Consider the following 26,042-nt stretch of genomic DNA (forward strand, 5'->3'; position numbering starts at 1 on the left):
CAGGCGCGAGTCGGCCCGCACGGGGCGCACGAAGCGACTCGCGATTAGTACTGCGAACGGAGCTCGGGAAAGGCTCGCGCGCGTCGTCAAAAAAGGGGGGCGGCGCCGCGCGGCCGGACTTCGTAAATGCGCACTTCAGGCGGAGAGGGGTCGAGCGATCCCTCTTCCGCGTTGTCTCCTTCTTGTTTCCTTCAGGGGGTGATCAGCGTGTCAGTGGCCGGTCTTCAACTGAGCCCACAGACGGTTTTCGAGGCGCAGGATGTCAGCCGGCATCGGCTTCATCAGCGTCATCTTCTTGAGCACGTCTTCCGACGGGTAGACCGTCTGGTCCTGCGCGACTGCCGGGGTGACGAACTGGCGTGCGGCCTTGTTCGCGGTCGGGTAGAACACTTCGTTGGTGATTTGCGCGTTGACCTTCGGGTCCGAGATGTAGTTGATCCACTTCATCGCGTTCTCGGGGTGCGGGGCGTCCTTCGGGATCACCATCACGTCGAACCACAGCAGGCCGCCTTCCTTCACGTTCGAGAACTTGACGTCATACGAACGCTTGGCTTCCTCGGCGCGGCGGTGCGCGATGCCGACGTCGCCCGACCATGCCACGGCAACGCAGATGTCGTTGTTCACGAGGTCGTTGATGTAGCCCGACGAATTGAACTGGGTGATGTACGGGCGGACTTTCTTCAGCACTTCGAACGCGGCCTGGTAGTCGGCGGGGTTCGTGCTGTTGGGGTCCTTGTGCATGTATTGCAGCGTCGCGGCGAACACGTCCACGGCCTGGTCGAGGAACGACACGCCGCAGCCCTTGAGCTTCGAGAGATTTTGCGGATCGAACACGAGCGCCCAGCTATCCACCGGCGCATTCGCGCCGAGCGCCTTTTCCACCGCCTGCTTGTTGTAGCCGATGCCGTCGGTGCCGAATGCCCAGGGCACGCCGTACTGATTGCCCGGATCGGCGTCGGCGATCATGTGCATGAGCACGGGATCGAGGTTCGCGAGGTTGGGGATCTTCGACTTGTCGAGCTTCTGGTACACGCCGGCCTGGATCTGCTTGGCCATGTAGTTCGAGGTGGGCACAACGATGTCATAGCCCGAGCTGCCGGCGAGCAGCTTGGCCTGCAGCGTATCGTCGCTGTCGTAGTTGTCGTACTTGACCTTGATGCCCGCTTCCTTTTCGAAGTTCGGGATCGTGTCCTTCGCAATGTAGTCGGACCAGTTGTAGACGTTCAGATCGCCGTCGGCCGCGTGCGCGGTTTGGCTCGACACGGCCGTGAGGCCTGCACACGCTGCGAGGGCCGCAAGCGCGACCGCATGACGAAGATGACTAACACTCATGTTGCTTTCCCCTGAAGATGAAGATTGGCGGGAGGCCCAGCACCCCGTTGCGCCGCCCGCCCTGGACAAATCGCGTTAAGAGAGACCCAGTTGTTGCGCAGTTGCGTCGATGGCTTTCTTCGCCTTCGACACGATTTCATCGATCTCGCCGCGCGTGACCACGAGCGGCGGCGAGAGCAGCATGCGGTCGCCCGTGGCGCGCATGATGAGGTTGCCGTTGAAGCAGAAGTCGCGGCACAACGTGCCCACGTCGCCGCCATTCGCGAAGCGCTTGCGCGCCTTCGGATCTTCCGCGAGCTGCAGACCCGCTACGAGGCCCGCACCCGAGATGTCACCGATGATCGGATGATTGGCGAAGGTCTCGCGCAGACGTTGCTGGAAGTACGGGCCGGTGTCGTTCTTCACGCGCGTGACGATGCCTTCGTCGCGCAGCAGCTTGAGGTTCGCAACGGCCACGGCGGCAGCGACCGGATGCCCCGAGTACGTGAGGCCGTGATTGAAGTCGCCGTTCTCGATGAGCGCTTTCGCCACGCGGTCGTGAATGCCCACCGCGCCCATCGGCACGTAGCCGCTCGTGAGGCCCTTGGCCATCGTGATGAGATCCGGCTCGAAGCCGAAGTGCTGATGCGCGAACCATTCGCCGGTGCGGCCGAAGCCGCCGATCACTTCGTCGGCGCAGAGCAGGACGTCGTACTTGCGGCAAATGCGCTGAATTTCCGGCCAGTAGGTCGAGGGCGGGAAGATCACGCCGCCCGCGCCCTGGAACGGCTCGCCGATAAAGGCAGCCACGTTCTCCGCGCCCACTTCGAGAATCTTCGCTTCGAGTTGCTGCGCACGCGCGAGACCGAACTCCTCGGGCGACATGTTGCCAAGCGCCTCGCCGTAGAAGTACGGCTGGTCGATGTGCACGATGTTCTCGACCTTCGAGGGCATCTGCTCGTGCATGTAGCCCATGCCGCCCAGCGTGCCGCCCGCGATCGTCGAACCGTGATACGCGTTCTTGCGCGAGATGACCACCTTCTTCGAGGACTTGCCTTGCGTGAGCCAGTACTGATGCACGATGCGCAGCACCGTGTCGTTGCCTTCGGAGCCGCTGTTGCAATAGAAGAAGTGGTTGAACGGCTCGGGCGAAAGCTGCGCGAGCAGTGCCGACAACTCAATAATCGGCGGGTGCGTGGTCTTGAAGAACGTGTTGTAGAACGGCAGTTCCTGCATCTGCTCGTAAGCGGCGTCGGCCAGTTCCTTGCGGCCGTAGCCCACGTTCACGCACCAGAGCCCGGCCATGCCGTCGATGATCTGGTTGCCTTCCGAGTCCCACAGGTACACGCCTTTCGCCTTCACGATCACACGGCTGCCCGCCTTGTTCAGCGAACCCATGTCCGAGAACGGGTGGATGTGATGCGCGGCGTCCAGCGCACGGTATTCGCTCGTCGAGCGCGTCGTGCGCGTGGCCTGGGCGCGCAGTGTCGTCGGCACTTCCTGCAGGGCGCTTGCGGGGGCGTCGATTCGGTAGCTCATTGCTGTGTCTCCTTTCGTTTTACACGTGCAGCAGCAGGTGCTTGCGTTCCCACGAACTGATCACGCGGAAATACGCTTCGTATTCGGTTTCCTTCAGCGCGAGGTAGGCGCGCACGAACTTCTCGCCGAGGATGCCCATGAGCGGTTCGCTCGCGCTCATCAACGTGAGGCCTTCTTCGAGGTTGCGCGGCAACTGGTAGGGCAGCGAATAGCCGTCGCTCACGAGCGGTTCCGTGGGCTTGAGGTGCTGCGTCATGCCGAGGTAACCGGCCGCGAGCGTCGCCGCGATCGCGAGGTACGGATTCGTGTCCACGCCCGGAATGCGGTTTTCCACACGGCGCGCGGCCGGCGACGAATACGGCACGCGGAACCCCACGGTGCGGTTGTCGTAACCCCACGCCACGTTGATCGGCGCGGCCATGAAACGCGACAGGCGGCGATACGAGTTGATGTACGGCGCGAAGATCGGCATCAGCGCGGGCGTGTACTTCTGCTGACCGGCGATATACGCGTAGAACATGTCGGTCGGTTTGCCGTCCGAGCCCGTGAAGAGGTTCTGGCCGCTTTCCGCCGAGACGAGGCTCTGGTGAATGTGCATGGCCGAGCCCGGCTCGTTCTCCATGGGCTTGGCCATGAAGGTGGCATACATGTGGTGACGCAGTGCCGCTTCACGCACCGTGCGCTTGAACAGGAACACGCGGTCGGCGAGGTTGAGCGGATCGCCGTGGAGGAAGTTGATCTCCATCTGCGCCGCGCCCACTTCGTGAATCAGCGTATCGACTTCGAGGCCCTGAATATCGCAGTACTCGTAGATGTCTTCAAAGAGCGGATCGAACTCGTTCACCGCTTCGATCGAATACGCCTGGCGGCCCGTTTCGGGACGGCCCGTGCGGCCGATCGGCGGCGTGAGCGGAATGTCCGGGTCCTTGTTCATGTCGACGAGATAGAACTCGAGTTCCGGCGCAATGACAGGCTTCCAGCCCTTTGCCTCGTAGAGTTCGAGCACGCGGCGCAGCACGCGGCGCGGCGAGATCTCGACGGGCGAGCCGTCGAAGTGTACGCAGTCGTGGATCACCTGCGCGGTGGGGTCGATGGCCCACGGAATGATGCGGATCGTCGACGGGTCGGGCACGCACACCATGTCGGGATCGGTGACGCCGGTGAGGCTGCCGTCTTCGGGGTAATCGCCCGTCACGGTCTGGATCATCACGGCTTGCGGCAAGCGCATCGATTCACCCGATTCGAACTTGCTGCGCGGGATGATCTTGCCGCGCGCAATGCCCGCCATGTCGGGGATGATCGCTTCGATTTCGGTGATGTGGTGCTTTTTCAGGAATTCGTCGATTTCATGCATGATCTTTCTCTCTGTTCTGTATGGGCCGGCATCAGGCGTGGGCGGCGCGCGGCGCGTGCGCCACGTCGTGTCCGGCCCCGCCCGGTATTCGAGCCAGCATGTGGTTGCGGCAGGCCTCGCCGAACGCGTGGAAGATGGCGGTGGACAGCGCGTCGTCGGCGTATTTCCACTCGGGGTGCCATTGCACGCCAAGCGCGAAGTTGCGCGCGTTCGCCACGCTCACGGCTTCGATGAGGCCGTCGGGTGCGAATGCCTCGGCCACGAGGCCCGCACCCAGCCGCTCGACGCCCTGGCCGTGCAACGAATTCACGCGTGCTTCGCGTGCGCCGCCCGCGAGCCGTTGCAGCAGACCGCCTTCCACGAGCTTCAACGCGTGCGCCGGACCGTATTGCGTGTCGAGCGGATCGTCCTTGTTCTCGCGATGGTCGTCGTAGCGTGCGACGTTATGCACCTGCTGATGCAGCGTGCCGCCGAACACCACGTTCATCTCCTGAAAGCCGCGGCAGATGGCAAGCACCGGCACGCCAGCCTCGATCGCGGCGCGCATGAGCGGCAGCGTCGTGGCGTCGCGAGCGGGGTCGTGCAGCGTGCCGGCCTCGCTCGCCGGGCCGCCATAGCGATGCGGCTCGACGTTCGAATAGCTGCCCGTGAAAAGCAGTCCATCCACGGCTTCGAGAATGTCGGACGCAGCCTGCCGTTCGCCAAGAGCGGGCAGCACGAAGGCGAGTGCGCCTGCGCCGCCTACCGCTGCGCCGATGTACTTCTCGCCGGCAACGTGTGACGCGTGCGCTCCCATCATCGTGCGGTCGGCAGTGACGCCAACTAATGGTCTGGTTCGCATGACTAATGATTCGCTTGCTTGCCCGTGCGGGATGTATCGATGCGACGGGCGTGACATGACCTTGCAGCCTTGCGGGACGCAAAACTACAAACCCTGTGTGCTCCGCGCGAGCGACGCTAACGGATGGCGCTGCGCGTGGAGATCATGTAGGCGGTTCGTTTCTTGCCGTTGTGAGGCGCGACTGTGTTCAGGCGTGCGCAGCCACATCGTGGAGGCGCGACGAGACACCTCGCGACCGAACGACGGCGAAGAAAACGAACAGCGCAGGAACGGGAGGCGCTAGGGCAGGAGCGACGCGACTTCGTCCGTATGGACGGCAATGAAGGCGCGTGCAGAGACCGAGTTGTGACGCCGCACGGAGCGGCGGGAAAGGATCGTGAAGACGGACAGGAACAGGCGAGAGGCAAGCCTGCCGCTACTGCCGTCGGCGATGGCGGAGCAGTCACTGCGAAGACACCTCGCATGACTACGATCCCACCTCACCAGAGGGCCACGGACTCTCACAATAACACTCGACTGGTTGCGTTGAAAAAGACGTTTGGTCCAAGCATTCGAGGTCGTCAATTTGAGTGCTGCTTTAAACATTGAGCGACATCGATGTATTGCTTTCCAAACTCAGCCGACTCGCTATGTTTCTCGCATAAAACGCGGTTTTTGCGTTGCAACGCGACAGAAACGATGCAGTGTTCGACCTGTGGTTCAGCATATACGAGCCAAAAAGGGCGTCAATTATTTTTTCAAGTTTTTGATGTCAGCACTTTCCCCGAGAGCCCTGCGAAATAGCACGCTGTGCGAAATATCGGCACCTGTCCTTATATTTCGAATAACTTACAGGGGTTTGTACCGACGCAAAATAAAGCAAACTGATTAGAATATTCAACACGCCCACCGCGTCACCTACACGCCCTGCTAACGGTCCTTCATCGTGTCCGAGTCTGCCTCTGTGTCATCCGAAGTTGCCACGCGCCTGCGCTACGTTCGCAAACGCTATGGTTTATCGCAGCGCGAGCTCGCCAAGCGTGCGGGCGTGACCAACGGTGCGATCTCGCTGATCGAACAAAGCCGCGTCAGCCCCTCGGTGGGCTCGCTCAAGAAGCTGCTCGAATGCATTCCGATGAGCCTCGCCGAATTCTTCACATTTGATCTGAGCGAAGGGACAGAAGTCGTGTCGCGGCGCGGCGAAATGCCGAACCTCGGCAACGAATCGATCGAGTTCTATCTGGCCGGTGCGAATATGAAGGACCGCAACATGGGCATCATGCGCGAGGTCTATCAGCCGCTGGCCGACACTGGCCCTGAAATGCTGGTGCATGCGGGGCACGAAGGCGGCGTGGTGGTCGCCGGACAACTCGAGCTGACCGTGGATGGCACCACGTGGCTGCTGGACCCCGGAGACAGCTACTACTTCGAAAGCCGCTTCCCGCACCGGTTTCGCAATCCCAGCGCGAACGAAGTCTGCGAAGTGGTGTCGGCCAACTCGCCGCCCACCTTCTGACTCCCTGATCGCGCGAACCTGTTTCACCTCGCGCCGCAGTGCGGCGCGCCAGGTGGATCGCAAATCATTGAGGTATCCTGATGGAAAAGAAAACTCTCGCTTACTGGCAAGACAAGGCCGCGACGCTTTCGATCGAAGGCCGCGCGTTTATCGACGGCGCGTACCGTAACGCGTATTCGGGCCGCACGTTCGACTGCGTGAGCCCGATCGACGGCCGTGTGCTCGCCAGCGTCGCCGATTGCGGCGCAGCCGATGTCGACGCAGCGGTCGGCGCCGCGCGACGCGCGTTCGACGAAGGCGTGTGGGCGGGTCTGAATCCGCGTGCGCGCAAGGCCGTTTTGCTGCGCTGGGCAGCGCTCATGCGCGAGCATCTCGACGAGCTGGCATTGCTCGAAACGCTCGATGCGGGCAAGCCCATTGGCGATACGACCACCGTAGACGTGCCGGGCGCGGCCTACTGCGTGGAATGGTTCGCTGAAGCCATCGACAAGGTCGGCGGCGAAGTCGTGCCCGCCGATCATCATCTCGTGGGCCTCGTGACGCGTGAACCCATTGGCGTGGTCGCCGCCGTCGTGCCGTGGAACTTCCCGATCCTGATGGCCTCGTGGAAGTTCGGGCCTGCGCTCGCGGCGGGCAATAGCGTCGTGCTCAAGCCTTCGGAGAAGTCGCCGCTCACGGCCATTCGCGTGGCGCAGCTCGCGCACGAGGCGGGCATTCCTGCGGGCGTATTCAACGTGCTGCCGGGCGGCGGCGAGCCTGGCAAGCTGCTCGGCCTGCATCGCGACGTGGACTGCATTGCGTTCACGGGATCGACGAACGTGGGCAAGCAGATCATGCAGTACGCGGGCCAGTCGAACCTCAAGCGCGTGTGGCTCGAGCTAGGCGGCAAGTCGCCCAACATCGTGTTGCACGATTGCCCGGATCTCGACCGTGCCGCAAATGCAGCGGCGGGCGCCATCTTCTACAACATGGGCGAGATGTGCACGGCGGGCTCGCGTCTGCTCGTCCATCACGAGATCAAGGACGTGTTCCTCGCGAAGCTCGTCGAGGCCGCGAAGGCCTACAAGCCTGGGAATCCTCTCGATCCGCAAGTGTCGATGGGCGCGATCATCGACAAGATTCAGCTAGATCGCGTACTGAGCTATATCGAGGCCGGCCGCAAGGATTCGAAGCTGTTGACAGGCGGTGAACGCGTGAATGCGGAGGGCGGCGGCTTCTACGTACAGCCCACGGTGTTCGACACGCACCACGACACGAAGATCGCGCGCGAGGAAATTTTCGGGCCGGTGCTCTCGGTCATTACGTTCAGCACGATCGACGAGGCGGTGCGCATTGCCAACGACAGCGACTACGGGCTCGCAGCGGCCGTGTGGACCGCGAACCTCACGCACGCGCACGAAATATCGCGCCGCCTGCGTGCGGGCACCGTGTGGGTGAACTGCTACGACGAGGGCGGCGACATGAACTTCCCGTTCGGCGGCTTCAAGGAATCGGGCAACGGCCGCGACAAGTCGTTGCACGCGCTCGAGAAGTACACAGAACTCAAGTCCACGCTCTTGCGGCTGCGCTAACGCGCGTTATCGCTCCACCAGCGCGCCGAGGTTGGCGCGCACCCGCTGAAGCATCGCGCTGAACTGCTCGGCTTCTTCAGGCGTGAAGCCCGCCAGGGCTTCCGCCTGCACCTCGTCGCCCACGCGGCGTGCGCCCGTGAGCACGCCTTCCGCTTTGGGCGTGAGGCTCACCAGCCATTCACGGCGGTCGTCCGGGTTGGGCGTGCGCTCGACCCAGCCGCCTTCTTCCATGCGCTCCAGCAGCCGCCCGGCGGAAATGGGCGCCACTTCCAGCAGCTCGGCAAGACGTGCCTGGTTCATGTCGCCGTAGTGCGCCAGGTACGCGATCATGCGGCACTGCGCGCGCGTGAGTTCGAGCGATGACTTCGCAAGCTCGTCGTAACGTTTGCCGTAGAGCCGGCCCACGTCGACGACAAGGAAGCCAAAGCGCTTTTCGAGGTCGGTAGTCATCGCGCGATTATACGGGCGTGCGGGTCGCGCCTTCGCGCGAGCGTCCTGTGCCTGTCGATACCGATTGCGTCCATAGGCGCGAGTCGTATAATAAGCAGGCTTATTAATTCGATGCGCTCCGCCCCCCAATCCAGTTAGCCGCAAGACAACCGCACGATGACCGCAGTCATGCAGGACGGCGCCGCCGCGCAGCATCGGGCGGAGTCGGGCAAGGAACCCCCGCTCAATCGCGGCATGATCACGCTCTCGATCATGCTCGCCACGCTGATGCAGACGCTGGACAGCACGATCGCCAATGTCGCGCTGCCGCATATGCAGGGCACGCTGTCCGCCTCGCAGGACGAAATCACGTGGGTGCTCACGTCGTACATCGTCGCGGCGGCCATTGCTACGCCGCTCACGGGCTGGCTCGCCGATCGCTTCGGTGTGAAGCGGCTGCTTGGCGTGGCGATTGCGGGCTTCACCGTGGCCTCGGCGCTATGCGGGCTCTCCGAAACGCTCGGCGAGATCGTCGCTTCACGGCTCTTGCAGGGCGTGTTTGGCGCGTCGCTGGTGCCGCTCTCGCAGTCCATTCTTCTCGACATCAACCCGCGCGAGCGCCAGGGCCAGGCGATGGCGGTGTGGGGCATGGGCGTGATGGTTGGGCCTGTGCTGGGGCCCACGCTGGGCGGCTGGCTCACGGATAGCTACAACTGGCGCTGGGTGTTCTTCATCAACGTGCCCGTGGGCCTGTTCGCGTTCTTCGGCGTCTCGACCTTCATGCCCGCGCGCACACCGGGCCGCACGCAGCGCTTCGACGTGTTCGGCTTCGCCACGCTCGCGCTCGCTATCGGTGCGCTGCAAGCCTTGCTCGACCGCGGCGAACAGCTCGACTGGTTCGGCTCGCTGGAAATCCGCATCGAAGCGCTGGTCGCGGTGCTTGCCTTCGCGTTCTTCATCGTGCATACGGCCACGTCAGGGCCCGGCACCTTCTTTCGCTACCAGCTGCTCAAGGACCGCAACTTCGCGACGGGCACGCTCTTCATCTTCGTGATCGGCGCGGTGCTCTACGCCACGCGCGCGCTGCTGCCACCCATGCTGCAGAACCTCATGGGCTACCCGGTCGCCACCACGGGGCTCGTTACCGCGCCAAGCGGAGCGGGCACGATGGTCGCGATGCTGATAGCGGGTCGCATGCTGAAGCGCGTGGACCCGCGTGCCATGCTGCTGTTCGGCTTCGTGGTGTCCGCTTACGCGCTATGGCAGATGATGCAGTACACGCTCGTGCTGTCGCCCTCGGATATCGTATGGCCCGGCGTGGTGCAGGGTTTTGGCCTCGGCTTCGTGTTCGTGCCGCTTTCCGCGCTGACTTTCTCGACGCTTACGCCGCAACTGCGCGCGGATGGCACGGCCACGTATAGCCTCATGCGCAATATCGGCAGCAGTATCGGCATTTCGATCGTGCAGACTTTTGTCACGCGCGGCACGCAGATCGCGCATTCGGACCTCGCCGCGAACATCACGCCGTTCAATCCGGCGGTTCAGCAGATGCTCGAAAGCGGTTCGAGGTACGATCTCGCGGTGCTCAATCAGTCGATCACACAGCAGGCCGAGATGATCGCGTACCTGAACGACTTCAAGATGATGTTCGTGGCGACGCTGCTCGTGATTCCTCTGCTCTTTCTGATCCGTACCGGCCCGAGCGCCGCCACCGTCGACACGAGTCACGCGGCCATGGACTAGCGCCCGCGCTTGTTTTTCGTTTCACCCAGGCGCGCGGCACGTCCGCGCGCTTTGCATTCACGAATCCCGATGCTTTCTGCCGTTTCCATTCTCCTGCCCGTTTTCGGCCTCATTTTTGCGGGCTTCGCCTGCCGTCGCACGAATGTCCTCGGCCCCGCCGCGGCTTCCGAGCTGAACCGTTTCGTCGTGTGGCTCGCACTGCCCGCGCTGCTGTTCGATATCCTTGCGCACGCAACGTGGCACGAGCTGTATCAGCCTGCATTCGTCGCGGCGTTCGGCCTTGCCGGGCTCGCGGTGTTCGTCGCCGTGGTCGGCGTGCGCGTGTTCCTCGGCCGACCGCTCGCGGATGCTAGCATCGACGGGCTGGCCGCCGCGTATCCGAATACCGGCTACGTCGGTTTCCCGCTGTGCATGATCGCGTTCGGAAGGTCGAGTCTCACGCCCACGACCATCGCGACGATCCTCGTGGTCTGCGTGCTGTTCGCCATCGCAATCGTGCTGATCGAAACGGGGCTGCAAAGCGAGCGGCGTCCGCACCGGCTCGCCATCAAGGTGGTGCGCTCGCTTCTGCGCAATCCGCTGCTGGTCGCGCCGGCACTGGGGGCGGTCGTTTCCGCCGCGCACGTCACGCTGCCCGCGAGTGCGGAAACGTTCCTCAAGCTGCTAGGCGGCGCTGCGAGCCCGTGCGCGCTCGTGAGCCTCGGGCTCTTTCTCGCCGAGCGCCGTGCGAGTGGCGACGCGCCGCGCGAGTCGTCGTGGTGGCTCACGCTCTCCAAGCTGGTCGCGCAGCCGCTCATCACCTGGTGGCTGGCCGAGCGCGTTTTCGGGCTGTCTGACCAGCTCGTGGAAATCGCGGTGCTGCTCGCGGCGCTGCCCACTGGCACTGGCCCGTTCATGCTCGCCGAGTACTACCGTCGCGAGGCGCACGTGACTTCGCGCACCATTTTGCATTCCACGCTCGGCTCGCTTGTCACGCTCACGCTGATCCTGCTGCATTTGCACCACGCCTGAAAGCCGGCGCGGCACGATGCTTGCTGGCATGAAAGCCACAACCATCGATCAGGAGAATCGACGATGAACTGGCTACGACGCTTTAGCGCCGCGCGCGCCTCCCTCGTCATCGCCGTCGTGCTCGCTGCGGCTGGCACGGCAGCCTGCACGCTGGGCGGCGCCGCCGCGGGCGGCTATGTCGGCAACCGCGCCACCAATGGCAGCGCGGTCGGTACCGTCGGCGGCGCGGTGGCCGGCGGCGTGATCGGACATGAACTGAGCAAGTGAGCATTGCCTCGTGCATGGGGAGATGTTGCGCTCGCGCGTGCGTGCGAGGGGGCGCCGTTGCGGCGTGGAGGAGCGGGGCGATTCAATTCATCAGTCGGGAATCCGCGTAATTCGAATTATCAAAAGCGGAATCGGATGATTATCGTTTAATCGACGAAATGAGAATTCAATTTGTCTGAAAAGGCTTGGATTGAGTCTGACAGGTAATGGCGACTGTGTCGTTCATGGTGAAGGTGCGGGAATACCCGCGCTACGTGCGGGTCTTGGAAGCATTCATCCGAAAGGCGAATGCATTTATTTGATGATCATTAATCGTCATCAAATCGAATTTTTATAGCGAATTTATAATTACTTTTCCGATTATTTATTTCGCGACGCACCAACAATCAGTGCGCGTCCCGTTTCAACACGCTACTTCAACGCCAGCACACAGAGGATGCTCATGCAAGACGTAAGATCCAAGGCTTTCGCCATGCCGATCACCAATCCGGCGTACCCGCTGGGCCCTTACAAGTTCGTTGACCGGGAATTCTTGATCATCACCTACCGCACCGACCTCGAAAGTCTGCGCAAGGTCGTGCCCGAGCCGCTCGAAGTAACTGATCCAATCGTTAGCTACGAATTCATCCGCATGCCCGACTCGACCGGTTTTGGCGATTACACGGAAAGTGGCCAGGTCATCCCCGTCAAGTATCAGGGGCAGCCGGGCAGCTACACGCATGCGATGTACCTCGACGACCATCCGCCCATTGCCGGTGGCCGGGAGCTTTGGGGTTTTCCGAAGAAGCTGGCTTCGCCCACGCTTGCGGTTCACTCCGACACGCTGGTCGGTACGCTCGATTACGGTCCGGTTCGTGTCGCCACTGGCACGATGGGCTACAAGCACCGCGAACTCGATCTGGCCGAGCAGGCCAAGCGCCTTGGCGCGCCCAACTACCTGCTCAAGATCGTGCCGCACGTGGACGGTTCGCCGCGCGTTTGCGAACTCGTGCGCTACTACTTGAAGGACATCAAGCTCAAAGGCGCATGGACAGGGCCGGCCGCGCTTCATCTCACGCCGCATGCGCTCGCGCCCGTCGCGCAATTGCCGGTACTCGAAATCATCGAGGCTCGTCATCTGGTCGCGGACTTGACCCTGGGTCTCGGTGAAGTCGTGCACGACTATCTCGCGAAGTAACCGGGGAGAACGGATCATGAAGGCGCTCGAAGGCAAGACCGGCAGTGATCGCGGGCGCCGCAAGCAGAATCGGCAAGCAATTCGCGCTCACGCATTCACGCAAGCCAAATAAAAAGGGTGGGCCGCCACGGCGAGCCCACCCATGAACTCCCCTCTCTATTTCCGGTTACTTCACCGCGCCAAGCGCGAGCCCCTTCACCATGTAGCGCTGCAGCCAGGCGAACACCACAGAAACCGGCAGCGTGGCGGCGAGCGTCGCCGCCATGACGAGCTGCCATTCCACGGTGTACTTGCCGGCCACCATGTCGGTGACCTGCACGGTAAGCGTCTTGTTCTCGGGCGAGCGGATCAGCGTGTAGACCACGGCGAATTCGTTCCACGCGCTGATGAACGTGAAGATCGCCGTGACCACCACGGCCGGCACCGCGAGCGGCAGGAACACGCGGAACACGGCACCCGTGCGGCTGCAGCCTTCGAGCCATGCCGATTCTTCCAGATCGCGCGGCACGGTCTGGAAATACGACGAGAGCATCCACACCGCAAACGCAATGTTGAAGGCGGCGTACGAGACGATCACACCGATCTTCGAGTCGACGAGATTGCCGTCGCCATACGGAATCATCGCGGCGAGCCGGAACAGGCCGACCACGAGCAGGATGGGCGAGAGCATCTGCGTGACGAGCAGGAACTGGCGGTAAAGGCCGCGCCCGCGGAACGGGAAGCGCGCGAGCGCGTAGGCGGCCGGCAGGCTCACGGCGAGCGCGAGCGCCGTGGAAAGACAGCTCACCACAATGCTGTTGCGCAGTGCGACACCGAAGTTCGCGGCCTGCCACATGTCGACGTAGTTCTGCCAGCGCCACTGCATGGGCAGCCAGCGCGCCGGATACACGAACACTTCCGAAGCCGGCTTGAACGAGGTGAAGAACATCACCGCGAACGGGAACAGCACGGCCACGACGAGCGGCGAGAGCGCGAGCCAGCACCAGATCGAGCGTTTGAGCTTGCGGTTCATGCGAGGTCTCCTTCGGCGCTGCCGCGTTTGGCCTGCAAGCGCAGGTAGACCACCGAGAACGCGAAGAGAATCACGAGCATGATCAGCGAGACGGCGGCGGCTTCGCCTGGTCGTCCTAACCGGAAGCCGAGTTCGTAAAGGTAGGTGACGAGAATATGCGTGCTGTCGTCGGGGCCGCCTTGCGTCATGACCCAGATGATCGGGAACGAGTTGAACACGTAGATCACGTTCAGCAGGATCGCCATGTTGATGAACGGCTTGAGCAGCGGCAGCGTGAGCTGGCGGAACTGCTGCCAGGCGCTCGCGCCGTCGATGCGCGCGGCTTCGTAAATATCGCCCGGCACCGAAGAAAGGCCGCCCAGCAGGATCGTGGTCGTGAACGGGATCGACACGAGTATGCCCACGCAGATCTCAACCGGGAACGCATACTCGGGCGTCGCGAGCCAGTGGATCGGCCCGGAAACGAGGCCGAGCCGCTGCAGCGTGACGTTGACCATGCCGTAGTCGTCGTTGAATGCCCAGCGCCAGACCACGGCGGTCATCGTGAGCGAGACGGACCACGGCAGCATGACGATCGTGCGCGCAACGCCGCGGCCGTAGAAGTCCTGATTGAGCACGAGCGCGACCGGCACGGAAATCCCCACCGTGCCCACCACGACGAAGAATGTCCAGATCAGCGTGTTCCTCAGGGCGCTCATGAACACCGGATCGCCGAACACGTTATAGAAGTTCCGCAGGCCGCTGAAGCCGCGAATCTGCCCGAAGCGCGACACATCGTGCAGCGACTGATACACGATGTTGAAGATCGGATAGCTGATGATGAAGAGCGCGAGCACGAGACTCGGCACGATCAGGAGCCAGGGCGCGCGGGGCGCGGAAACGGCGCGGGGTTGTCGGCTCATGCGATTTCGTGCGCGTGTTCGGTCGGGGGCATCGCCGGCCGATGCTGTGGCGGGCGAGGGCTTCAGGGGACCCGTAGTCATGTCGAATCGTCAGTGCTTCGAAACGTCGGTTCTCAGGCGTTCCGGCGCGCGCCGGGAACTTCGGGCGCGCGCCGGTTTTGCCGTCAAGGCTTGCTTGCAGACTGGTTTGCCAGGCTTACTTGCCGAGCGACTTGTTCGCTTCGGTGGCGGCCTGGTTCAGCGCATCGGCAGGCTTGGCCTTGCCGAGGTAGACCGACTGCATCGCGTTGGTCACAGCCTTCGCGGTGTCTTCCCAGCCGGTCACGGTCGGCGCGAACTTCGCGTGCGGCAGCAGCGCGATGAAGGCCTTCGTGTCGGGATCCTGGAACACCGGGTCGGTCGCTTCAGCCTTCGTGGTCGGCAGGAAACCTTCCGTGCTCGTGAACTGCACGCGCGGTTCCTTCGTGAACAGGAAGTCCAGGAACTTCCAGGCGCTCTGCTTGGCCTTCGAGTTCTTGAACATCATGATCGAGTCGGTCACTGCATAGGTGGCCGGCGTCGTTGCGACCGGGATCGGGTCGATGCCGTAGTGGATGTTCGGGGCTTCCTTCTTCAACTGCTTGGCGAGGAACGGTGCCGAGATCATCATCGCCACGCGGCCTTGCTTGAAGAGGTTCTGCACGTCTTCACGGCTGTAGCCCGTCACGCCCGGCTGCGTCAGACCTTCGTCGATCATGGTCTTGTAGAGCGTAGCGGCCTTCACGCCAGCCGGCGAGTTGAAAGCCGCCTTGCCGTCCTTGCCCACCACTTCGCCGCCGTGCGTCCACAGCGCGTAGTAGTAGTACACGTCGGTTTCGATTTCCTTGCCCTGCAGACCGAAGCCCGCAATGCCCTTCGCCTTGAGCTTCTTCGAGGCGTCGACCACGTCGTTCCAGGTCTTCGGGCCGTCCGGATAGCCCACCGAAGCGAGCATGTCCTTGTTGTAGTACAGCGCGCGCGCCGAAGCGGCGATCGGCAGACCGTAAGTCTTGCCGTTGATCTGACCCGGGGCGAGGAACGGACCGATGAAGCGGCCCTTGAAGTTCGCGTCCATGTACGGGTCGAGCGGCTCGGCAATGTCGTCCTTCACGAAGTCGAGCAACCAGCGCGTGCCGATGATCGCGAGGTCGGCGTTGGCGCCGCCGGAGATGTCCGTTTGCAGCTTCTGTTGCAGCGAGTCCCAGTTCACGTCTTCGATCTTGATCGTGATGCCGGGGTTGGCGGCCTCGAACTGCTTGGCCATTTTCTCGAAGTACGGGGCGGTGGCGTCGCTGTAGTGGGCGACGGTCACGCGGACCGTGTCGGCGTGCGCCGCGGCGGTGATGCCGGCGAACGCTAACGCGACGGCGAGCTTGCCGAGCATGGTGGTTGCACGTGCCTGAAACGACATTCTCTCTCTCCTTGTCGATGGGAGTTGGCGCTGTAGCGCTTAGTCCCATCCCATGCGGGGTTGTTGTTGCTGGTGGTTTTTCCTGCTTATGCCGCCGCCTTGACCCGGCTGCTGGGTTGCGTTGTTTGAAAAAATCCTACAGGATGAAAAAAGTGTTGTCACCTGGTAATCTCGATATTGTTTCGAGTGCCGGAATTTGCATAACATGCTGTAAAACAGGGGAAATTCATGCGCTGCAGCAGCGCGGGGCGGGATCGGTATAAACCCGTATCCAGGCGATCGCGCACCATTCGTATGTAGGAAATTTTCAGGCCCGGCGGCAAGACTGGCGGGCCGCACGGAGAGTCGACATGAGCCGGGTGGTGCTGGTGACGGGGGCGAGCGGCGGCATAGGCCGCGCGCTGTGCAAACGGTTTCTGGAAGCGGGCGATACGGTGCTCGCGCTCGACCGCGACGCGGCGCTCGTGGAACCGCTTGTAGAACAATTCGCGGCGGAATTCGGCGCAGCGGTCGCGGCGCGCCTCGAGCCGCTCGTTGCCGACGTGAGCGATCAGGCCGCCGTGGCCGACGCCGTGGCGCGCGGCGTGGCGGCGCGCGGACCGGTGGACGTGGTGGTGGCGAACGCGGGTGGCGCGCTCGGCACGACGCTCGCGCACACCGACGCCGCGAACTGGCGGCGCGACATCGACCTGAACCTGAACGGGACGTACTACACGGTCGAAGCCGTGCGCGCCTCGATGATCGAGCGCCGGCGCGGCGCGCTCGTGCTGATCGGCTCGGTGAACGGCCTTTCGGCGCTCGGCCACCCCGCGTACAGCGCGGCGAAGGCGGGCCTCGTGAGCTACACGAAGGCGCTCGCGATGGAGCTGGGGCCGCACGGCATACGCGCGAACATCGTCTGCCCGGGCACGGTGAAAACGCCTGCCTGGCGCGCGCGCGTCGAGCAGCATCCGAAGATCTTCGAAGAACTAAGCAAGTGGTATCCGCTCGGCGACGTGGCCACGCCCGAGGATATCGCCGACGCCGTGCAGTTCCTCGCCTCGCCGCAAGCGCGTGTCATTACGGGCGTGGCGCTGCCCGTGGACGCGGGTCTGATGGCGGGCAACCGGCTGATGGCCAACGAGTTGACGCTCGACCCGTTCTGAGGCGCGCACGCGGCGATTCGACCTGAAAAGACTTCACGCAAACGAGGAAAGCATGGCAGCGGTACAACTGAACGGTATCTACAAGCGCTATGGCGACACCCAGGTCGTGCACGGCGTCGATCTCGAGATCGAAGACGGCGAATTCGTCGTGCTCGTCGGCCCCTCGGGTTGCGGCAAGACCACGGTGATGCGCATGATCGCCGGTCTCGAAGACATCTCCGGCGGCGACCTGACCATCGGCGGCACGCGCGCGAATGCGCTGCCGCCGCAGCAACGCAACATCTCGATGGTGTTCCAGAGCTACGCGCTCTACCCGCATCTGTCGGTGTACGACAACATCGCGTTCGGTCCGCGCATTCGCAAGGAGCGCGAGGACGGGTTCAAGCCGCGCATCGAAGCCGCCGCGAAAATGCTCAACCTGTCGGGCTATCTGGAGCGCTTGCCGCGCGCGCTTTCGGGTGGCCAGCGCCAGCGCGTCGCCATGGGCCGCGCCGTGGTGCGCGAGCCCGCGCTGTTCCTCTTCGACGAGCCGCTCTCGAACCTCGACGCCAAGCTGCGCGTGCAGATGCGCACCGAAATCAAGGCGCTGCACCAGCGCCTGCGCAACACGGTGGTGTACGTCACGCACGACCAGATCGAGGCGATGACGATGGCCGACCGTATCGTCGTGATGAACGCTGGGCGTATCGAACAGATCGGCCGTCCGCTCGATCTTTACGACAAGCCGGGCAACCTGTTCGTGGCGAGCTTCCTCGGCTCGCCCTCGATGAACTTCGCGCAGGGCACGGTGATGAGCGACGCGCGCGGCACGGCGCTCGTGCTCGAAGACGGCGTGCGCATCCCGCTGCCGGAAGGTAAGGTGCAAGCGGGCGCGCGCGTGACGCTCGGCGTGCGGCCCGAACACATCGAGGCGGGCGGCGACGTGCCGTTCACCGTCGACGTGATCGAGCCGACTGGCGCGGAGACCCACATGTACGGGAAAATAGGCGACACCACATGGTGCGTCACCACGCGTGCACGCCCGGACGTCGATCCGGGTCAGCGCATGACGCTAGGTTTGCCTTTGGCGCACCTGCATCTGTTCGATACTGAAAGCGGCAAGCGGCTCGATTGAAGCGGAAGCACGCATCGAAACACGGATAGCGGGCGCCTCGTACCTTCCACGGGAAAAACAGCTTGCCGGTCTCCAACCTGATCCATCACATCCGCAACGTCGCGGAGTCGCTGCGTCCCGCCGAGCGCAAGGTCGCGGAGATGGTGCTTGCCGACATCGACTTCGCCATGCGCGCGAGCATCACCGAGCTCGCGTTGCGCGCGGACGTGTCCGAGCCTTCCGTCACGCGCTTTTGCCGCGCGGTGGGCGCGCACGGCCTGCGCGACTTCAAGATGCGGCTCGCGCAGAGCGCGGCGGGCAACGTGCCCTTCGCGCTCGCCACGGAGATGACGGGTGACGAGGCGGGCGGCGCGCAGTGGGCCGGCGAGGTCGGCACCTTGCTCGACAAGGTGACGGAGTCGGTCGTCCAGGGCGTCACGCATGCGCGCGCTTCGCTCGATACAGCGGTGTTCGAAGCCGCGGTGGCGGCGCTTTCCAGCGCACGGCGCGTGTACTTCTTCGGCGTGGGTGCGGGCTCGGGGCTCGTTGCGCAGGACGCTGCACTGCGCCTGCTGCGCCTCGACATTGCCGCGAGCGCGTTCACCGATGCGCATTTGCAGCGCCTTTACGCGGCGCTGCTCGAACCGGGCGACGTGGCGTTCGCGATCTCGCAGTCGGGGCGCAGCGTGGAAGTGAACGAAAGCATCCAGATCGCCAAGGAGCGCGGCGCGACGACCATCGCGCTCACGAGCGCGGGCTCGCGTCTCGCGTGGGTGGTGGATATCCCGCTCTTGCTGCGTGTACCTGCCGCGGCGGATCCGCACGCGCCCGCCGTGGTGCGCATTGCGCATCTCGCGGTGCTCGATGCGTTAGCCCTTGGCGTATCGCTCGGGCTCGGCCCCAAGGCGCTCGAAAAGATGCGCGACGCGCAGGCGCGCAGCGAAGGCGCGCCCGACGATGCGCCCACGATTGGCACGCCAGAAGACGGGCGTTGATGCTCAGGCAACGATCAGGCAAGCACGGCGCCTTCGCGCGGTTTAAGGCGCACCGGCATCGTGTCCGGCACCATCGTGAACGCCTGCACTTCCTGAATCTTCGCGGGATCGATCGCCAGTTCGATCGTGAACGACTTCATCAGCATCGAGAGCGCGAGGCGCATTTCCACGGTCGCGAGATGGCGGCCAGGACACACGCGCGGCCCGGCGCCGAACTGCAGATAAGCCCGTACGTCGTGGGCTTTTCCGTCGTCGGCTTCGCGTTCTGCGCGCTTCATCCAGCGCCACGGATCGTAGCGCTGCGGATCGGCGAAATTTTTCGCATCCAGCATGGCGGGGCGCGCGACGAAGAACATGCGCGTGCCCTTGGGTAGCGCCACGTTGTCCACCACCACATCCTCGAGCGGCTCGAACGAATGCACGGACGCCACCGGCCGCAAACGCGTCGCCTCGATACAGATCGCCTCGAAGATATCGAGGTCTTTCAACGTCGCGTAGTCGGGGCAGACGGTCGAATGGCCGAGCACGCGTGAAGCTTCGTCGCCAAGATGCTGCTGCAAGGTCGTATCCGTTGCGAGGTAGGGCAGCGTCCACGCGATGGAATCGGCGGTCGTATCTTCGCCCGCGATCAGGAGCGTGAGCACGTTGGCGCGGATCTGCGCGTCGCTGATCGACGCGGCGCCGCCAGGCGCCTGCTGCTGCGCGAGCATCGCTTCGAGCAGATTGCGCGGCGTTTCGGAGGGCTCGTCGCGCATGCGCTCGCGAGCGCGCGCCATCATCGCGTTGACGTAGCGATGCACCTCGGCAAGCGAGCGCTCGAGCTTGCGGTCCGATGGCAGCTTCACATAACGCCAGTACGGAAAGAGCGCATTCGTGCGCCTCATCACGCCTGGCAGGATGCGCTCCAGATGCTCCTGAATGACGCCATGGTCGCGCTCCAGCGTGCGCGGGTCCTCGCCGAACGCGAGCGCGCTCGTCACGTCCACCGTGAAACGCTTGAGGTCGTCGGTCATCTCGACGGTCTCGCCGCGCTCGGCCGCGCGTTGCCAGCGTGTGTGAAGCCGCTGCGTGATCTCGGCGAGCGTCGGGTAGAACGCCTTGATGTTGGGGATCGAGAGCGCCTGCATCACGAGCTTGCGCTGCGGCTCCCACGCGACGCCCTCTGCGGAGAAAAGCCCGTTGAAGCCCATCTCCTCGAACACCGCCTCGATCGGCTGATAGCGGCGGAAGCGATGCGGCCGCTCGCGCATGATCTGCTGGATCAACTCGGTGTCGGTCCAGATCGTGATGGGGATGCCGCCCACCTGGAAGCGGTAGGGCGCACCGAGTTCGGCGGCCCATTGTTCGAGGATCAAATGCAGACGCGGCGGCGAAAGCTGCAGCAGATTGCCGAGCAGCGGCAGGCCGCGCGGGCAGGGCAGGTCGGCGATCTGGCGCAACGGTTGTCCGGTCGATGCCGTGCTCATGGGGTCGTTCTCATCAGTTGAGCTTGCTTTTTCTTGATTGCGCGCGCGAGGCGCTCATAGCGGCGCGGCCGCCGCGCCTTCCATGTAGCCGAAGCGCCGCGAGAGGCGCTCGGCGGCTGCGATCAGCAGTTGCGCCGCCGTGCCTTCACGCGCGATGTCGAGGCTGCCTGTTGGGCCCATTACCGCGAGCACGAGGCACACGCTGCCCGTGTGGTCGAACACGGGCGCGGTCACGGTGCTGATGCCGGGAATGGGCTTGTCGAGCGCGGTGTCCACGCCTTCTGCGCGAATGGCGGCGAGGCGCGCGAGGTAGGCGGGCGTCGCGCCTTCGCGCGGCTTCGCGCCCGCCAGGCGCAGTTCGTCCTGGGCGAGGAGGGCTGCGCGCACGTCGTCGTCGACCCAGGCGGCGAACACGCGTCCGATCGACGTGTTCACGAGCGACATCACCGTGCCGGGGCGCAGGCTCACGTGCAGCGGCAGCGCCGATTCTTCGAGGCGCACGACGGTCGGGCCGAGCGGCCCCGGCACCGCGAGCGCGACGCTCATTGCGGTGGCGGCGGCGAGGCCGACCAGTTCGGCGTCGGCCTCGCGCACCGGCGAAAGCCGCGCAAGCCCGATCAGGCCGAGTTCGAGGCTGAGTGGCCCCGCTTCGTAGCGGCCCGCCGCGTCGCGCGCGAGCAGGCCGATCTTCTGCAGGCTCACGAGGTGCGGGAAGGCCTTGGCGGGCGCCATGCCCGCGGCGGCGGCCAGGTCGCGCAGCGGCAAGGGCGTGCCGGCCGCGACGAGCGCGGCGAGCAGTTCGCCTGTGACATCGAGCGACTGGATGCCGCGCTGCGGCTTGTCGGCTTCGGGCGTGACGGGGGGCGCGGAGTCTGCGCTCGTGTCGTCGCGCGGGGGCTTGGAGCTTACTCGGGGCATGTCGGTGTCGATGGAAAAGCGGCGGCTGCGATGTCGGCGGCAGCGTTGCGCAGCGCGCGCACGACCGCGCCGTCTGCGCGCACGTCGAGTGCGCCGCTCGCGCCAATCGCGGTGAGCAGGAGGCTCGGTTCGCGCTCCGGCCCGAGCACGGGCACGCTCACGCTGCTCACGCCGGGGCTGGGTGCGTCGATGGCGATTTCGTAGCCGCGCGCGCGGATGGCGTCGAGCGAGGCGAGGAAGCTGGCGTCGGGCGTGCCTTCCGGCGGCGCGCTGGCGGCGCTTGCCGCATGGCTGGTGCCGCGCCATACCGGCTGCGCGGTTTGCGCGGCCCATACGGCTTCGAGCGCCTCGGGCCCGAGGAACGCGCAGAACGCGCGGCCTGTGGCTGTGGCCCGCAGCGACATCACCGTGCCGACGTGCAGGTTCACGTGTAGCGGCAGGCTCGCGTGCTCGTAGCGCACGATCGTCGGCCCCTGCGGCCCCGCGATACAGAGCGCGACGCTGCAGTTGAGCGCCTGCGCGAGCGCGGCAGCGCGCGGCACCGCCTCGCGCAGCGCGGGCTGCTGCGCGAGATGGAGCAGGCCCAGGCGCAGCGCGAGCGGGCCGGGTTCATAGCGCCCCGAAAGCGCGTCGCGCTTGATGAGCCCGAGGCGCGTGAGGCTCACGAGATAGGCGTGCGCCTGGCTCGACGGGATGTCGCCGATCGCCGCGAGATCGGTGGCGCCAAGCGGCGCGCGCGCGTCGGCGAGGGCGCGCAGCAGGCGTCCGCCCACCTCCACGCTTTGAATGCCGCGCTGCGTGCGTGCCGCCGTCGCGCTGCTTTCCGGCGCGGAAGCGGCGCTGTCGTTGCGACGTTTCATTGGCGCTTTTCTCTGGCTGAAAAAGGGTCCATGTTAGCTGAACGGCGACGGGTATTGGCAACCCGCCGGGTGCCCGCGGCACTGAGAGAAATTAACGTATGGCGATGTAATTCGCTATTGACAAATAAAAAGACGCGCGCCTATGATGACCTAACCTCGGCATAACAGTGGTTCAGCTAGATTCAAAACGGGGCGAGACAACGAGGCTGGCGTACGCGCCAGGCCTGCCCGCGCTTCGCCCCGCCCCCCTCGATACGGAGACTCAACATGGCAAAGGCGTTCGCATCCCAGGCCGACCTCGAAGAAAAGAAGGTCACGTTCACGCAGCTCTCGGAAAACGCATACGCGTACACCACGGAAGGCGACCCCAACTCGGGCGTCATCATCGGCGACGATGGCGTGCTGATCGTCGACACCACGGCTACGCCCGCCATGGCGCAGGACCTCATCGCGAAGATCCGCACGGTCACGGACAAGCCGATCAAGTACGTCGTGCTCTCGCACTATCACGCCGTGCGCGTGCTGGGCGCTTCGGCGTACTTCAAGGAAGGCGCGCAGCAGATCATCGCGAGCCGCGGTACGTATGAAATGATCGTCGAGCGCGGCGAAGCCGACATGAAGTCGGAAATCGAGCGCTTCCCGCGCCTGTTTGCGGGCGTCGAAACGGTGCCGGGCCTCACGTGGCCCACGCTCGTGTTCGAGAAGGAAATCACGCTGTTCCTCGGCAAGCTCGAAGTGAAGATCGCGCACCTCGGCTCGGGCCACACGAAGGGCGACACCGTGGTGTGGCTGCCGCAGCAGAAGGTGCTGTTCTCGGGCGACCTCGTCGAATACGACGCTGCGTGCTATTGCGGCGACGCCCAGCTCGCCGACTGGCCCGCCACGCTCGAAGCGCTGCGCTCGCTTGGCGCCGAAAAGCTCGTGCCGGGCCGCGGCCCCGCGCTGCTCAACCCCGCCGAAGTGAACAAGGGTCTCGACTACACGAAGGACTTCGTGACCACGCTGCTCGCACAAGGCCGCGCCGCCGTGGAGCAGAAGCTCGACCTGAAGGGCGCGATGTCGCTCACGCGCGAAGCGATGGACCCGAAGTTCGGCCACGTGTTCATCTACGAGCATTGCCTGCCGTTCGATGTGACCCGCGCGTATGACGAGGCGAGCGGCATTACGCATCCGCGCATCTGGACGGCGCAGCGCGACAAGGAGATGTGGGACGCGCTGCAGGATTGAAGCGCAGGCCGGAAATGGTGGAATGGAGCCTTGCCTGGGATCGCAGTAAGCGCTAAAGCGCTAACTGCGATCGACAGAGGCATGGGACCAGAGTAAGCGCTAAAGCGCTAACTCTGGTCGACAGGAGACAAGAATGATCGACTATCAAACGCTGACCTTCGACTACGCGCGATGCAGCGAACAAACCCCGGACGTCGCCGCCTGCGTGCGTCCGGTCGTGGTGGTCGGCGCGGGGCCGGTGGGCCTTGCGACGGCCATCGACCTCGCGCGGCAAGGCGTGCAGGTGGTGCTCGTCGACGACGACTGCACGCTTTCCACGGGCTCGCGCGCCATTTGCTTTTCCAAGCGCTCGCTCGATATCTTCGACCGCCTCGGCTGTGGCGAGCGCATGGTCGAAAAGGGCGTGAGCTGGAACGTGGGCAAGGTGTTCCGCAAGGACGAGCTCGTCTACACGTTCAACCTGCTGCCTGAAAGCGGTCACCATCGGCCGGCTTTCGTGAATCTTCAGCAGTACTACGTGGAAGGCTATCTGCTCGAACGCGCGCAGGAACTGCCCAACCTCGAAATCCGCTGGAAGAACAAGGTGACGGGTGTGGCGCAGCACGGCACGCCCGGCGCAAGCGATGCACACGTCGCGCTCGAAATCGAAACGCCCGACGGTCCGTACACGCTGCTTGCGCGCTACGTGGTGGCCGCCGACGGTTCGCGTAGCCCGCTGCGCAAGCTGCTGGGCCTCGACAGCCACGGCCGCACGTTCAAGGACCGCTTTCTCATCGCCGACGTGAAGATGGAAGCCGACTTCCCCACCGAACGTTGGTTCTGGTTCGATCCGCCGTTCCATCCGAACCAGTCGGTGCTGCTGCATCGGCAGCCCGACAACGTGTGGCGTATCGACTTCCAGCTCGGCTGGGACGCCGACCCGGTGCTCGAGAAAACGCCCGAGCGCGTGATTCCGCGCGTGCGCGCGCTGCTCGGCCCCGATGTGAAATTCGAGCTGGAGTGGGTCAGCATCTACACGTTCTCGTGCCTGCGTATGGACAGCTTCCGCCAGGGCAACGTGCTGTTCGCGGGTGACTCGGCGCATCTGGTTTCGCCGTTCGGCGCGCGCGGCGCGAATAGCGGCTTCCAGGACGGCGAGAACCTCGCATGGAAGCTCGCCATGGTGCTGGAGAACCACGCGCCCGACGCGCTGCTCGATACCTACGCAAGCGAGCGCGAATACGCAGCCGACGAAAACATCCGCAACTCCACGCGTTCGACCGACTTCATCACGCCGAAGAGCGCGGTGAGCCGCGTGTTTCGCGACGCCGTGCTCACGCTCGCTCGCGAGCATGCGTTTGCGCGGCAGTTGGTGAACAGCGGCCGGCTTTCCGTTCCGGCGGTGCTGCGCGAATCGACCTTGAACACGCCCGACGAAGAGACGTTCGACGGCAAGATGGAGCCGGGCGCTTCGTGTGCGGACGCGCCGGTGCTGAACGCAGCAGGAGACGAGAGCTGGCTGCTCGCGCATCTGGGCGACCAGTTCACGGGCCTCGTGTTCAGCCGCGCGGGCTCGGCGTTCGATACCGCGACGCTCGACACGCTGCAGGCGCTCTCGCAGTCACCGGTGCCGCTCAGGTTCGTGGTGATGCTCGAAGGCGATGCGGCGGTGCCCGCGGGTCTGCCTGCATCGACGGTGGTGTTGCGCGACCTGCAAGGGCTGGCGGCGCAGCGCTACGGCGCGCAGGAGGGTGCGTTCTATCTGGTTCGTCCGGATCAGCACGTGAGCGCACGCTGGCGGCGTGCCGACGCGACGCGCGTGGAAAGCGCACTCAAGCGGGCGCTTTGCGTGCAAGGCACGGCATAGAGGAAGAGGAGACAACCATGCTGAACACTCAACCGAATCTGGCAAGACCGGACGACTTCTACGAAGCGCTGATCGACATGCATCGCGATCTCGACGAGGCGCAGAGTCAATCCGTCAACGCGCAACTCATTTTGCTGCTCGCGAATCACATAGGCGAACACGAAACGCTGATGCAAGCACTTCAGTTCGCGCGCGCAGGGGTGAGCGCGCAGGCGAGCAACGGCGAGACGGGAAAACTCGCGGCGTGAAAGGCTGAAAGAAACGTATAGCGATGATGCATGCGGCCAGTGCGAACTGGCCGCATTCATTTGCCCCACGCAATTCACATCCGATAGAAGCCCTTCTCGCGCAAGCAATCGTTTGCGCTCATCGAACACTCACGACACATTGGCGCACCGGTTTTCGCCGAGG

At 64.2% G+C, this 26,042-nt stretch carries 24 protein-coding genes; 12 read left to right on the forward strand and 12 right to left on the reverse strand.

Going from position 1 to position 26,042, the window contains the following annotated elements; genetic code table 11:
• Positions 1-210 precede the first annotated feature (210 nt).
• The 5 genes from FAZ97_RS23790 to FAZ97_RS35450 all read right to left on the reverse strand — a co-directional run bounded on the left by FAZ97_RS23790 (position 211) and on the right by FAZ97_RS35450 (position 5,549).
• Positions 211-1,332 carry a polyamine ABC transporter substrate-binding protein gene (locus FAZ97_RS23790; protein WP_158760835.1) on the reverse strand — a complete coding sequence of 374 codons (1,122 nt, stop codon included), beginning with the start codon at positions 1,330-1,332 and terminating at the stop codon, positions 211-213.
• Between the two features lie 75 nt (positions 1,333-1,407).
• On the reverse strand, positions 1,408-2,850 hold the full coding sequence (locus tag FAZ97_RS23795) for an aspartate aminotransferase family protein (protein ID WP_158760836.1): 1,443 nt from the start codon (positions 2,848-2,850) through the stop codon (positions 1,408-1,410).
• Positions 2,851-2,869: 19 nt separating this feature from the next.
• Positions 2,870-4,204, reverse strand: a complete 1,335-nt coding sequence (locus FAZ97_RS23800) for a glutamine synthetase family protein (protein WP_158760837.1) — start codon at positions 4,202-4,204, stop codon at positions 2,870-2,872.
• Positions 4,205-4,235: 31 nt separating this feature from the next.
• On the reverse strand, positions 4,236-5,045 hold the full coding sequence (locus tag FAZ97_RS23805) for a gamma-glutamyl-gamma-aminobutyrate hydrolase family protein (protein ID WP_158760838.1): 810 nt from the start codon (positions 5,043-5,045) through the stop codon (positions 4,236-4,238).
• A 279-nt stretch (positions 5,046-5,324) separates the two neighbouring features.
• On the reverse strand, positions 5,325-5,549 hold the full coding sequence (locus FAZ97_RS35450; RefSeq protein ID WP_233271840.1) for a hypothetical protein: 225 nt from the start codon (positions 5,547-5,549) through the stop codon (positions 5,325-5,327).
• Between the two features lie 439 nt (positions 5,550-5,988).
• Between FAZ97_RS35450 and FAZ97_RS23810 the strand changes: the two genes are divergently transcribed.
• On the forward strand, positions 5,989-6,540 hold the full coding sequence (locus FAZ97_RS23810; RefSeq protein WP_158760839.1) for a cupin domain-containing protein: 552 nt from the start codon (positions 5,989-5,991) through the stop codon (positions 6,538-6,540).
• Positions 6,541-6,620: 80 nt separating this feature from the next.
• The gene (locus FAZ97_RS23815; protein WP_158760840.1) at positions 6,621-8,111 is read left to right on the forward strand and encodes an aldehyde dehydrogenase; all 1,491 of its coding nucleotides are present in this window, start codon (positions 6,621-6,623) and stop codon (positions 8,109-8,111) included.
• 6 nt (positions 8,112-8,117) lie between these two features.
• Here the strand turns inward: FAZ97_RS23815 and FAZ97_RS23820 are convergent, their stop codons facing one another.
• The gene (locus tag FAZ97_RS23820) at positions 8,118-8,561 is read right to left on the reverse strand and encodes a MarR family winged helix-turn-helix transcriptional regulator (protein WP_158760841.1); all 444 of its coding nucleotides are present in this window, start codon (positions 8,559-8,561) and stop codon (positions 8,118-8,120) included.
• A 234-nt stretch (positions 8,562-8,795) separates the two neighbouring features.
• Between FAZ97_RS23820 and FAZ97_RS23825 the strand changes: the two genes are divergently transcribed.
• From FAZ97_RS23825 to FAZ97_RS23840, 4 genes are all read left to right on the forward strand, one after another.
• The gene (locus FAZ97_RS23825; protein ID WP_199272170.1) at positions 8,796-10,283 is read left to right on the forward strand and encodes a DHA2 family efflux MFS transporter permease subunit; all 1,488 of its coding nucleotides are present in this window, start codon (positions 8,796-8,798) and stop codon (positions 10,281-10,283) included.
• A gap of 69 nt (positions 10,284-10,352) precedes the next feature.
• Complete coding sequence (locus FAZ97_RS23830; protein ID WP_158760842.1) at positions 10,353-11,294, forward strand: AEC family transporter; 942 nt, start codon at positions 10,353-10,355, stop codon at positions 11,292-11,294.
• A gap of 63 nt (positions 11,295-11,357) precedes the next feature.
• Positions 11,358-11,561 carry a glycine zipper 2TM domain-containing protein gene (locus tag FAZ97_RS23835; RefSeq protein ID WP_158760843.1) on the forward strand — a complete coding sequence of 68 codons (204 nt, stop codon included), beginning with the start codon at positions 11,358-11,360 and terminating at the stop codon, positions 11,559-11,561.
• A 436-nt stretch (positions 11,562-11,997) separates the two neighbouring features.
• The gene (locus tag FAZ97_RS23840; RefSeq protein WP_158760844.1) at positions 11,998-12,738 is read left to right on the forward strand and encodes an acetoacetate decarboxylase; all 741 of its coding nucleotides are present in this window, start codon (positions 11,998-12,000) and stop codon (positions 12,736-12,738) included.
• 166 nt (positions 12,739-12,904) lie between these two features.
• Here the strand turns inward: FAZ97_RS23840 and FAZ97_RS23845 are convergent, their stop codons facing one another.
• The 3 genes from FAZ97_RS23845 to FAZ97_RS23855 form a co-directional block, all read right to left on the reverse strand.
• The gene (locus tag FAZ97_RS23845; protein ID WP_091995905.1) at positions 12,905-13,750 is read right to left on the reverse strand and encodes a carbohydrate ABC transporter permease; all 846 of its coding nucleotides are present in this window, start codon (positions 13,748-13,750) and stop codon (positions 12,905-12,907) included.
• Positions 13,747-14,652 (reverse strand): carbohydrate ABC transporter permease, encoded by a 906-nt coding sequence (locus FAZ97_RS23850; protein WP_158760845.1) that lies wholly within the window; start codon positions 14,650-14,652, stop codon positions 13,747-13,749. Before FAZ97_RS23850 ends, FAZ97_RS23845 begins: the two co-directional genes overlap by 4 nt.
• Positions 14,653-14,848: 196 nt before the next feature.
• On the reverse strand, positions 14,849-16,081 hold the full coding sequence (locus FAZ97_RS23855) for an ABC transporter substrate-binding protein (protein WP_158760846.1): 1,233 nt from the start codon (positions 16,079-16,081) through the stop codon (positions 14,849-14,851).
• Positions 16,082-16,431: 350 nt separating this feature from the next.
• Between FAZ97_RS23855 and FAZ97_RS23860 the strand changes: the two genes are divergently transcribed.
• The 3 genes from FAZ97_RS23860 (at position 16,432) to FAZ97_RS23870 (ending at position 19,314) form a co-directional block, all read left to right on the forward strand.
• Positions 16,432-17,226 (forward strand): SDR family oxidoreductase, encoded by a 795-nt coding sequence (locus FAZ97_RS23860; protein WP_158760847.1) that lies wholly within the window; start codon positions 16,432-16,434, stop codon positions 17,224-17,226.
• A 52-nt stretch (positions 17,227-17,278) separates the two neighbouring features.
• On the forward strand, positions 17,279-18,340 hold the full coding sequence (locus FAZ97_RS23865) for an ABC transporter ATP-binding protein (RefSeq protein ID WP_158760848.1): 1,062 nt from the start codon (positions 17,279-17,281) through the stop codon (positions 18,338-18,340).
• A 62-nt stretch (positions 18,341-18,402) separates the two neighbouring features.
• Positions 18,403-19,314, forward strand: coding sequence for a MurR/RpiR family transcriptional regulator (locus FAZ97_RS23870; protein WP_158760849.1), 912 nt, complete (start codon positions 18,403-18,405; stop codon positions 19,312-19,314).
• A gap of 14 nt (positions 19,315-19,328) precedes the next feature.
• On the opposite strand, the gene FAZ97_RS23875 is transcribed toward FAZ97_RS23870, so the two are convergent.
• Genes FAZ97_RS23875 through FAZ97_RS23885 form a run of 3 tightly spaced genes read right to left on the reverse strand, consistent with a single transcriptional unit; the run spans position 19,329 to position 22,558 of the window.
• The gene (locus FAZ97_RS23875) at positions 19,329-20,780 is read right to left on the reverse strand and encodes a cytochrome P450 (RefSeq protein WP_158760850.1); all 1,452 of its coding nucleotides are present in this window, start codon (positions 20,778-20,780) and stop codon (positions 19,329-19,331) included.
• A 54-nt stretch (positions 20,781-20,834) separates the two neighbouring features.
• Positions 20,835-21,698 (reverse strand): IclR family transcriptional regulator, encoded by an 864-nt coding sequence (locus FAZ97_RS23880; RefSeq protein WP_158760851.1) that lies wholly within the window; start codon positions 21,696-21,698, stop codon positions 20,835-20,837.
• Positions 21,686-22,558 (reverse strand): IclR family transcriptional regulator, encoded by an 873-nt coding sequence (locus FAZ97_RS23885; protein ID WP_158760852.1) that lies wholly within the window; start codon positions 22,556-22,558, stop codon positions 21,686-21,688. The genes FAZ97_RS23880 and FAZ97_RS23885 overlap by 13 nt, the downstream gene beginning before the upstream one ends.
• Before the next feature lie 267 nt (positions 22,559-22,825).
• On the opposite strand from FAZ97_RS23885, the gene FAZ97_RS23890 reads away from it, so the two are divergent.
• The 3 genes from FAZ97_RS23890 (at position 22,826) to FAZ97_RS23900 (ending at position 25,879) form a co-directional block, all read left to right on the forward strand.
• Positions 22,826-23,785, forward strand: a complete 960-nt coding sequence (locus FAZ97_RS23890; protein ID WP_028202737.1) for an MBL fold metallo-hydrolase — start codon at positions 22,826-22,828, stop codon at positions 23,783-23,785.
• A gap of 133 nt (positions 23,786-23,918) precedes the next feature.
• On the forward strand, positions 23,919-25,631 hold the full coding sequence (locus tag FAZ97_RS23895) for an FAD-dependent oxidoreductase (protein ID WP_158760853.1): 1,713 nt from the start codon (positions 23,919-23,921) through the stop codon (positions 25,629-25,631).
• 17 nt (positions 25,632-25,648) lie between these two features.
• Entirely contained in the window at positions 25,649-25,879 is a 231-nt protein-coding gene (locus FAZ97_RS23900) for a DUF2783 domain-containing protein (RefSeq protein ID WP_158760854.1), read from the forward strand.
• Positions 25,880-26,042: the final 163 nt, after the last annotated feature.

It is taken from the genome of Paraburkholderia acidiphila, assembly GCF_009789655.1.
GTDB lineage: Bacteria > Pseudomonadota > Gammaproteobacteria > Burkholderiales > Burkholderiaceae > Paraburkholderia > Paraburkholderia acidiphila.

Coding starts and splice junctions, on each gene's coding strand:
- FAZ97_RS23790 (WP_158760835.1), bottom strand. CDS start 1,332: ATGAGTGTTAGTCATCTTCGTCATGCGGTCGCGCTTGCGGCCCTCGCA.
- FAZ97_RS23795 (WP_158760836.1), bottom strand. CDS start 2,850: ATGAGCTACCGAATCGACGCCCCCGCAAGCGCCCTGCAGGAAGTGCCG.
- FAZ97_RS23800 (WP_158760837.1), bottom strand. CDS start 4,204: ATGCATGAAATCGACGAATTCCTGAAAAAGCACCACATCACCGAAATC.
- FAZ97_RS23805 (WP_158760838.1), bottom strand. CDS start 5,045: ATGCGAACCAGACCATTAGTTGGCGTCACTGCCGACCGCACGATGATG.
- FAZ97_RS23815 (WP_158760840.1), top strand. CDS start 6,621: ATGGAAAAGAAAACTCTCGCTTACTGGCAAGACAAGGCCGCGACGCTT.
- FAZ97_RS23820 (WP_158760841.1), bottom strand. CDS start 8,561: ATGACTACCGACCTCGAAAAGCGCTTTGGCTTCCTTGTCGTCGACGTG.
- FAZ97_RS23825 (WP_199272170.1), top strand. CDS start 8,796: ATGATCACGCTCTCGATCATGCTCGCCACGCTGATGCAGACGCTGGAC.
- FAZ97_RS23830 (WP_158760842.1), top strand. CDS start 10,353: ATGCTTTCTGCCGTTTCCATTCTCCTGCCCGTTTTCGGCCTCATTTTT.
- FAZ97_RS23835 (WP_158760843.1), top strand. CDS start 11,358: ATGAACTGGCTACGACGCTTTAGCGCCGCGCGCGCCTCCCTCGTCATC.
- FAZ97_RS23840 (WP_158760844.1), top strand. CDS start 11,998: ATGCTCATGCAAGACGTAAGATCCAAGGCTTTCGCCATGCCGATCACC.
- FAZ97_RS23845 (WP_091995905.1), bottom strand. CDS start 13,750: ATGAACCGCAAGCTCAAACGCTCGATCTGGTGCTGGCTCGCGCTCTCG.
- FAZ97_RS23850 (WP_158760845.1), bottom strand. CDS start 14,652: ATGAGCCGACAACCCCGCGCCGTTTCCGCGCCCCGCGCGCCCTGGCTC.
- FAZ97_RS23855 (WP_158760846.1), bottom strand. CDS start 16,081: ATGTCGTTTCAGGCACGTGCAACCACCATGCTCGGCAAGCTCGCCGTC.
- FAZ97_RS23860 (WP_158760847.1), top strand. CDS start 16,432: ATGAGCCGGGTGGTGCTGGTGACGGGGGCGAGCGGCGGCATAGGCCGC.
- FAZ97_RS23865 (WP_158760848.1), top strand. CDS start 17,279: ATGGCAGCGGTACAACTGAACGGTATCTACAAGCGCTATGGCGACACC.
- FAZ97_RS23875 (WP_158760850.1), bottom strand. CDS start 20,780: ATGAGCACGGCATCGACCGGACAACCGTTGCGCCAGATCGCCGACCTG.
- FAZ97_RS23880 (WP_158760851.1), bottom strand. CDS start 21,698: ATGCCCCGAGTAAGCTCCAAGCCCCCGCGCGACGACACGAGCGCAGAC.
- FAZ97_RS23885 (WP_158760852.1), bottom strand. CDS start 22,558: ATGAAACGTCGCAACGACAGCGCCGCTTCCGCGCCGGAAAGCAGCGCG.
- FAZ97_RS23890 (WP_028202737.1), top strand. CDS start 22,826: ATGGCAAAGGCGTTCGCATCCCAGGCCGACCTCGAAGAAAAGAAGGTC.
- FAZ97_RS23895 (WP_158760853.1), top strand. CDS start 23,919: ATGATCGACTATCAAACGCTGACCTTCGACTACGCGCGATGCAGCGAA.
- FAZ97_RS23900 (WP_158760854.1), top strand. CDS start 25,649: ATGCTGAACACTCAACCGAATCTGGCAAGACCGGACGACTTCTACGAA.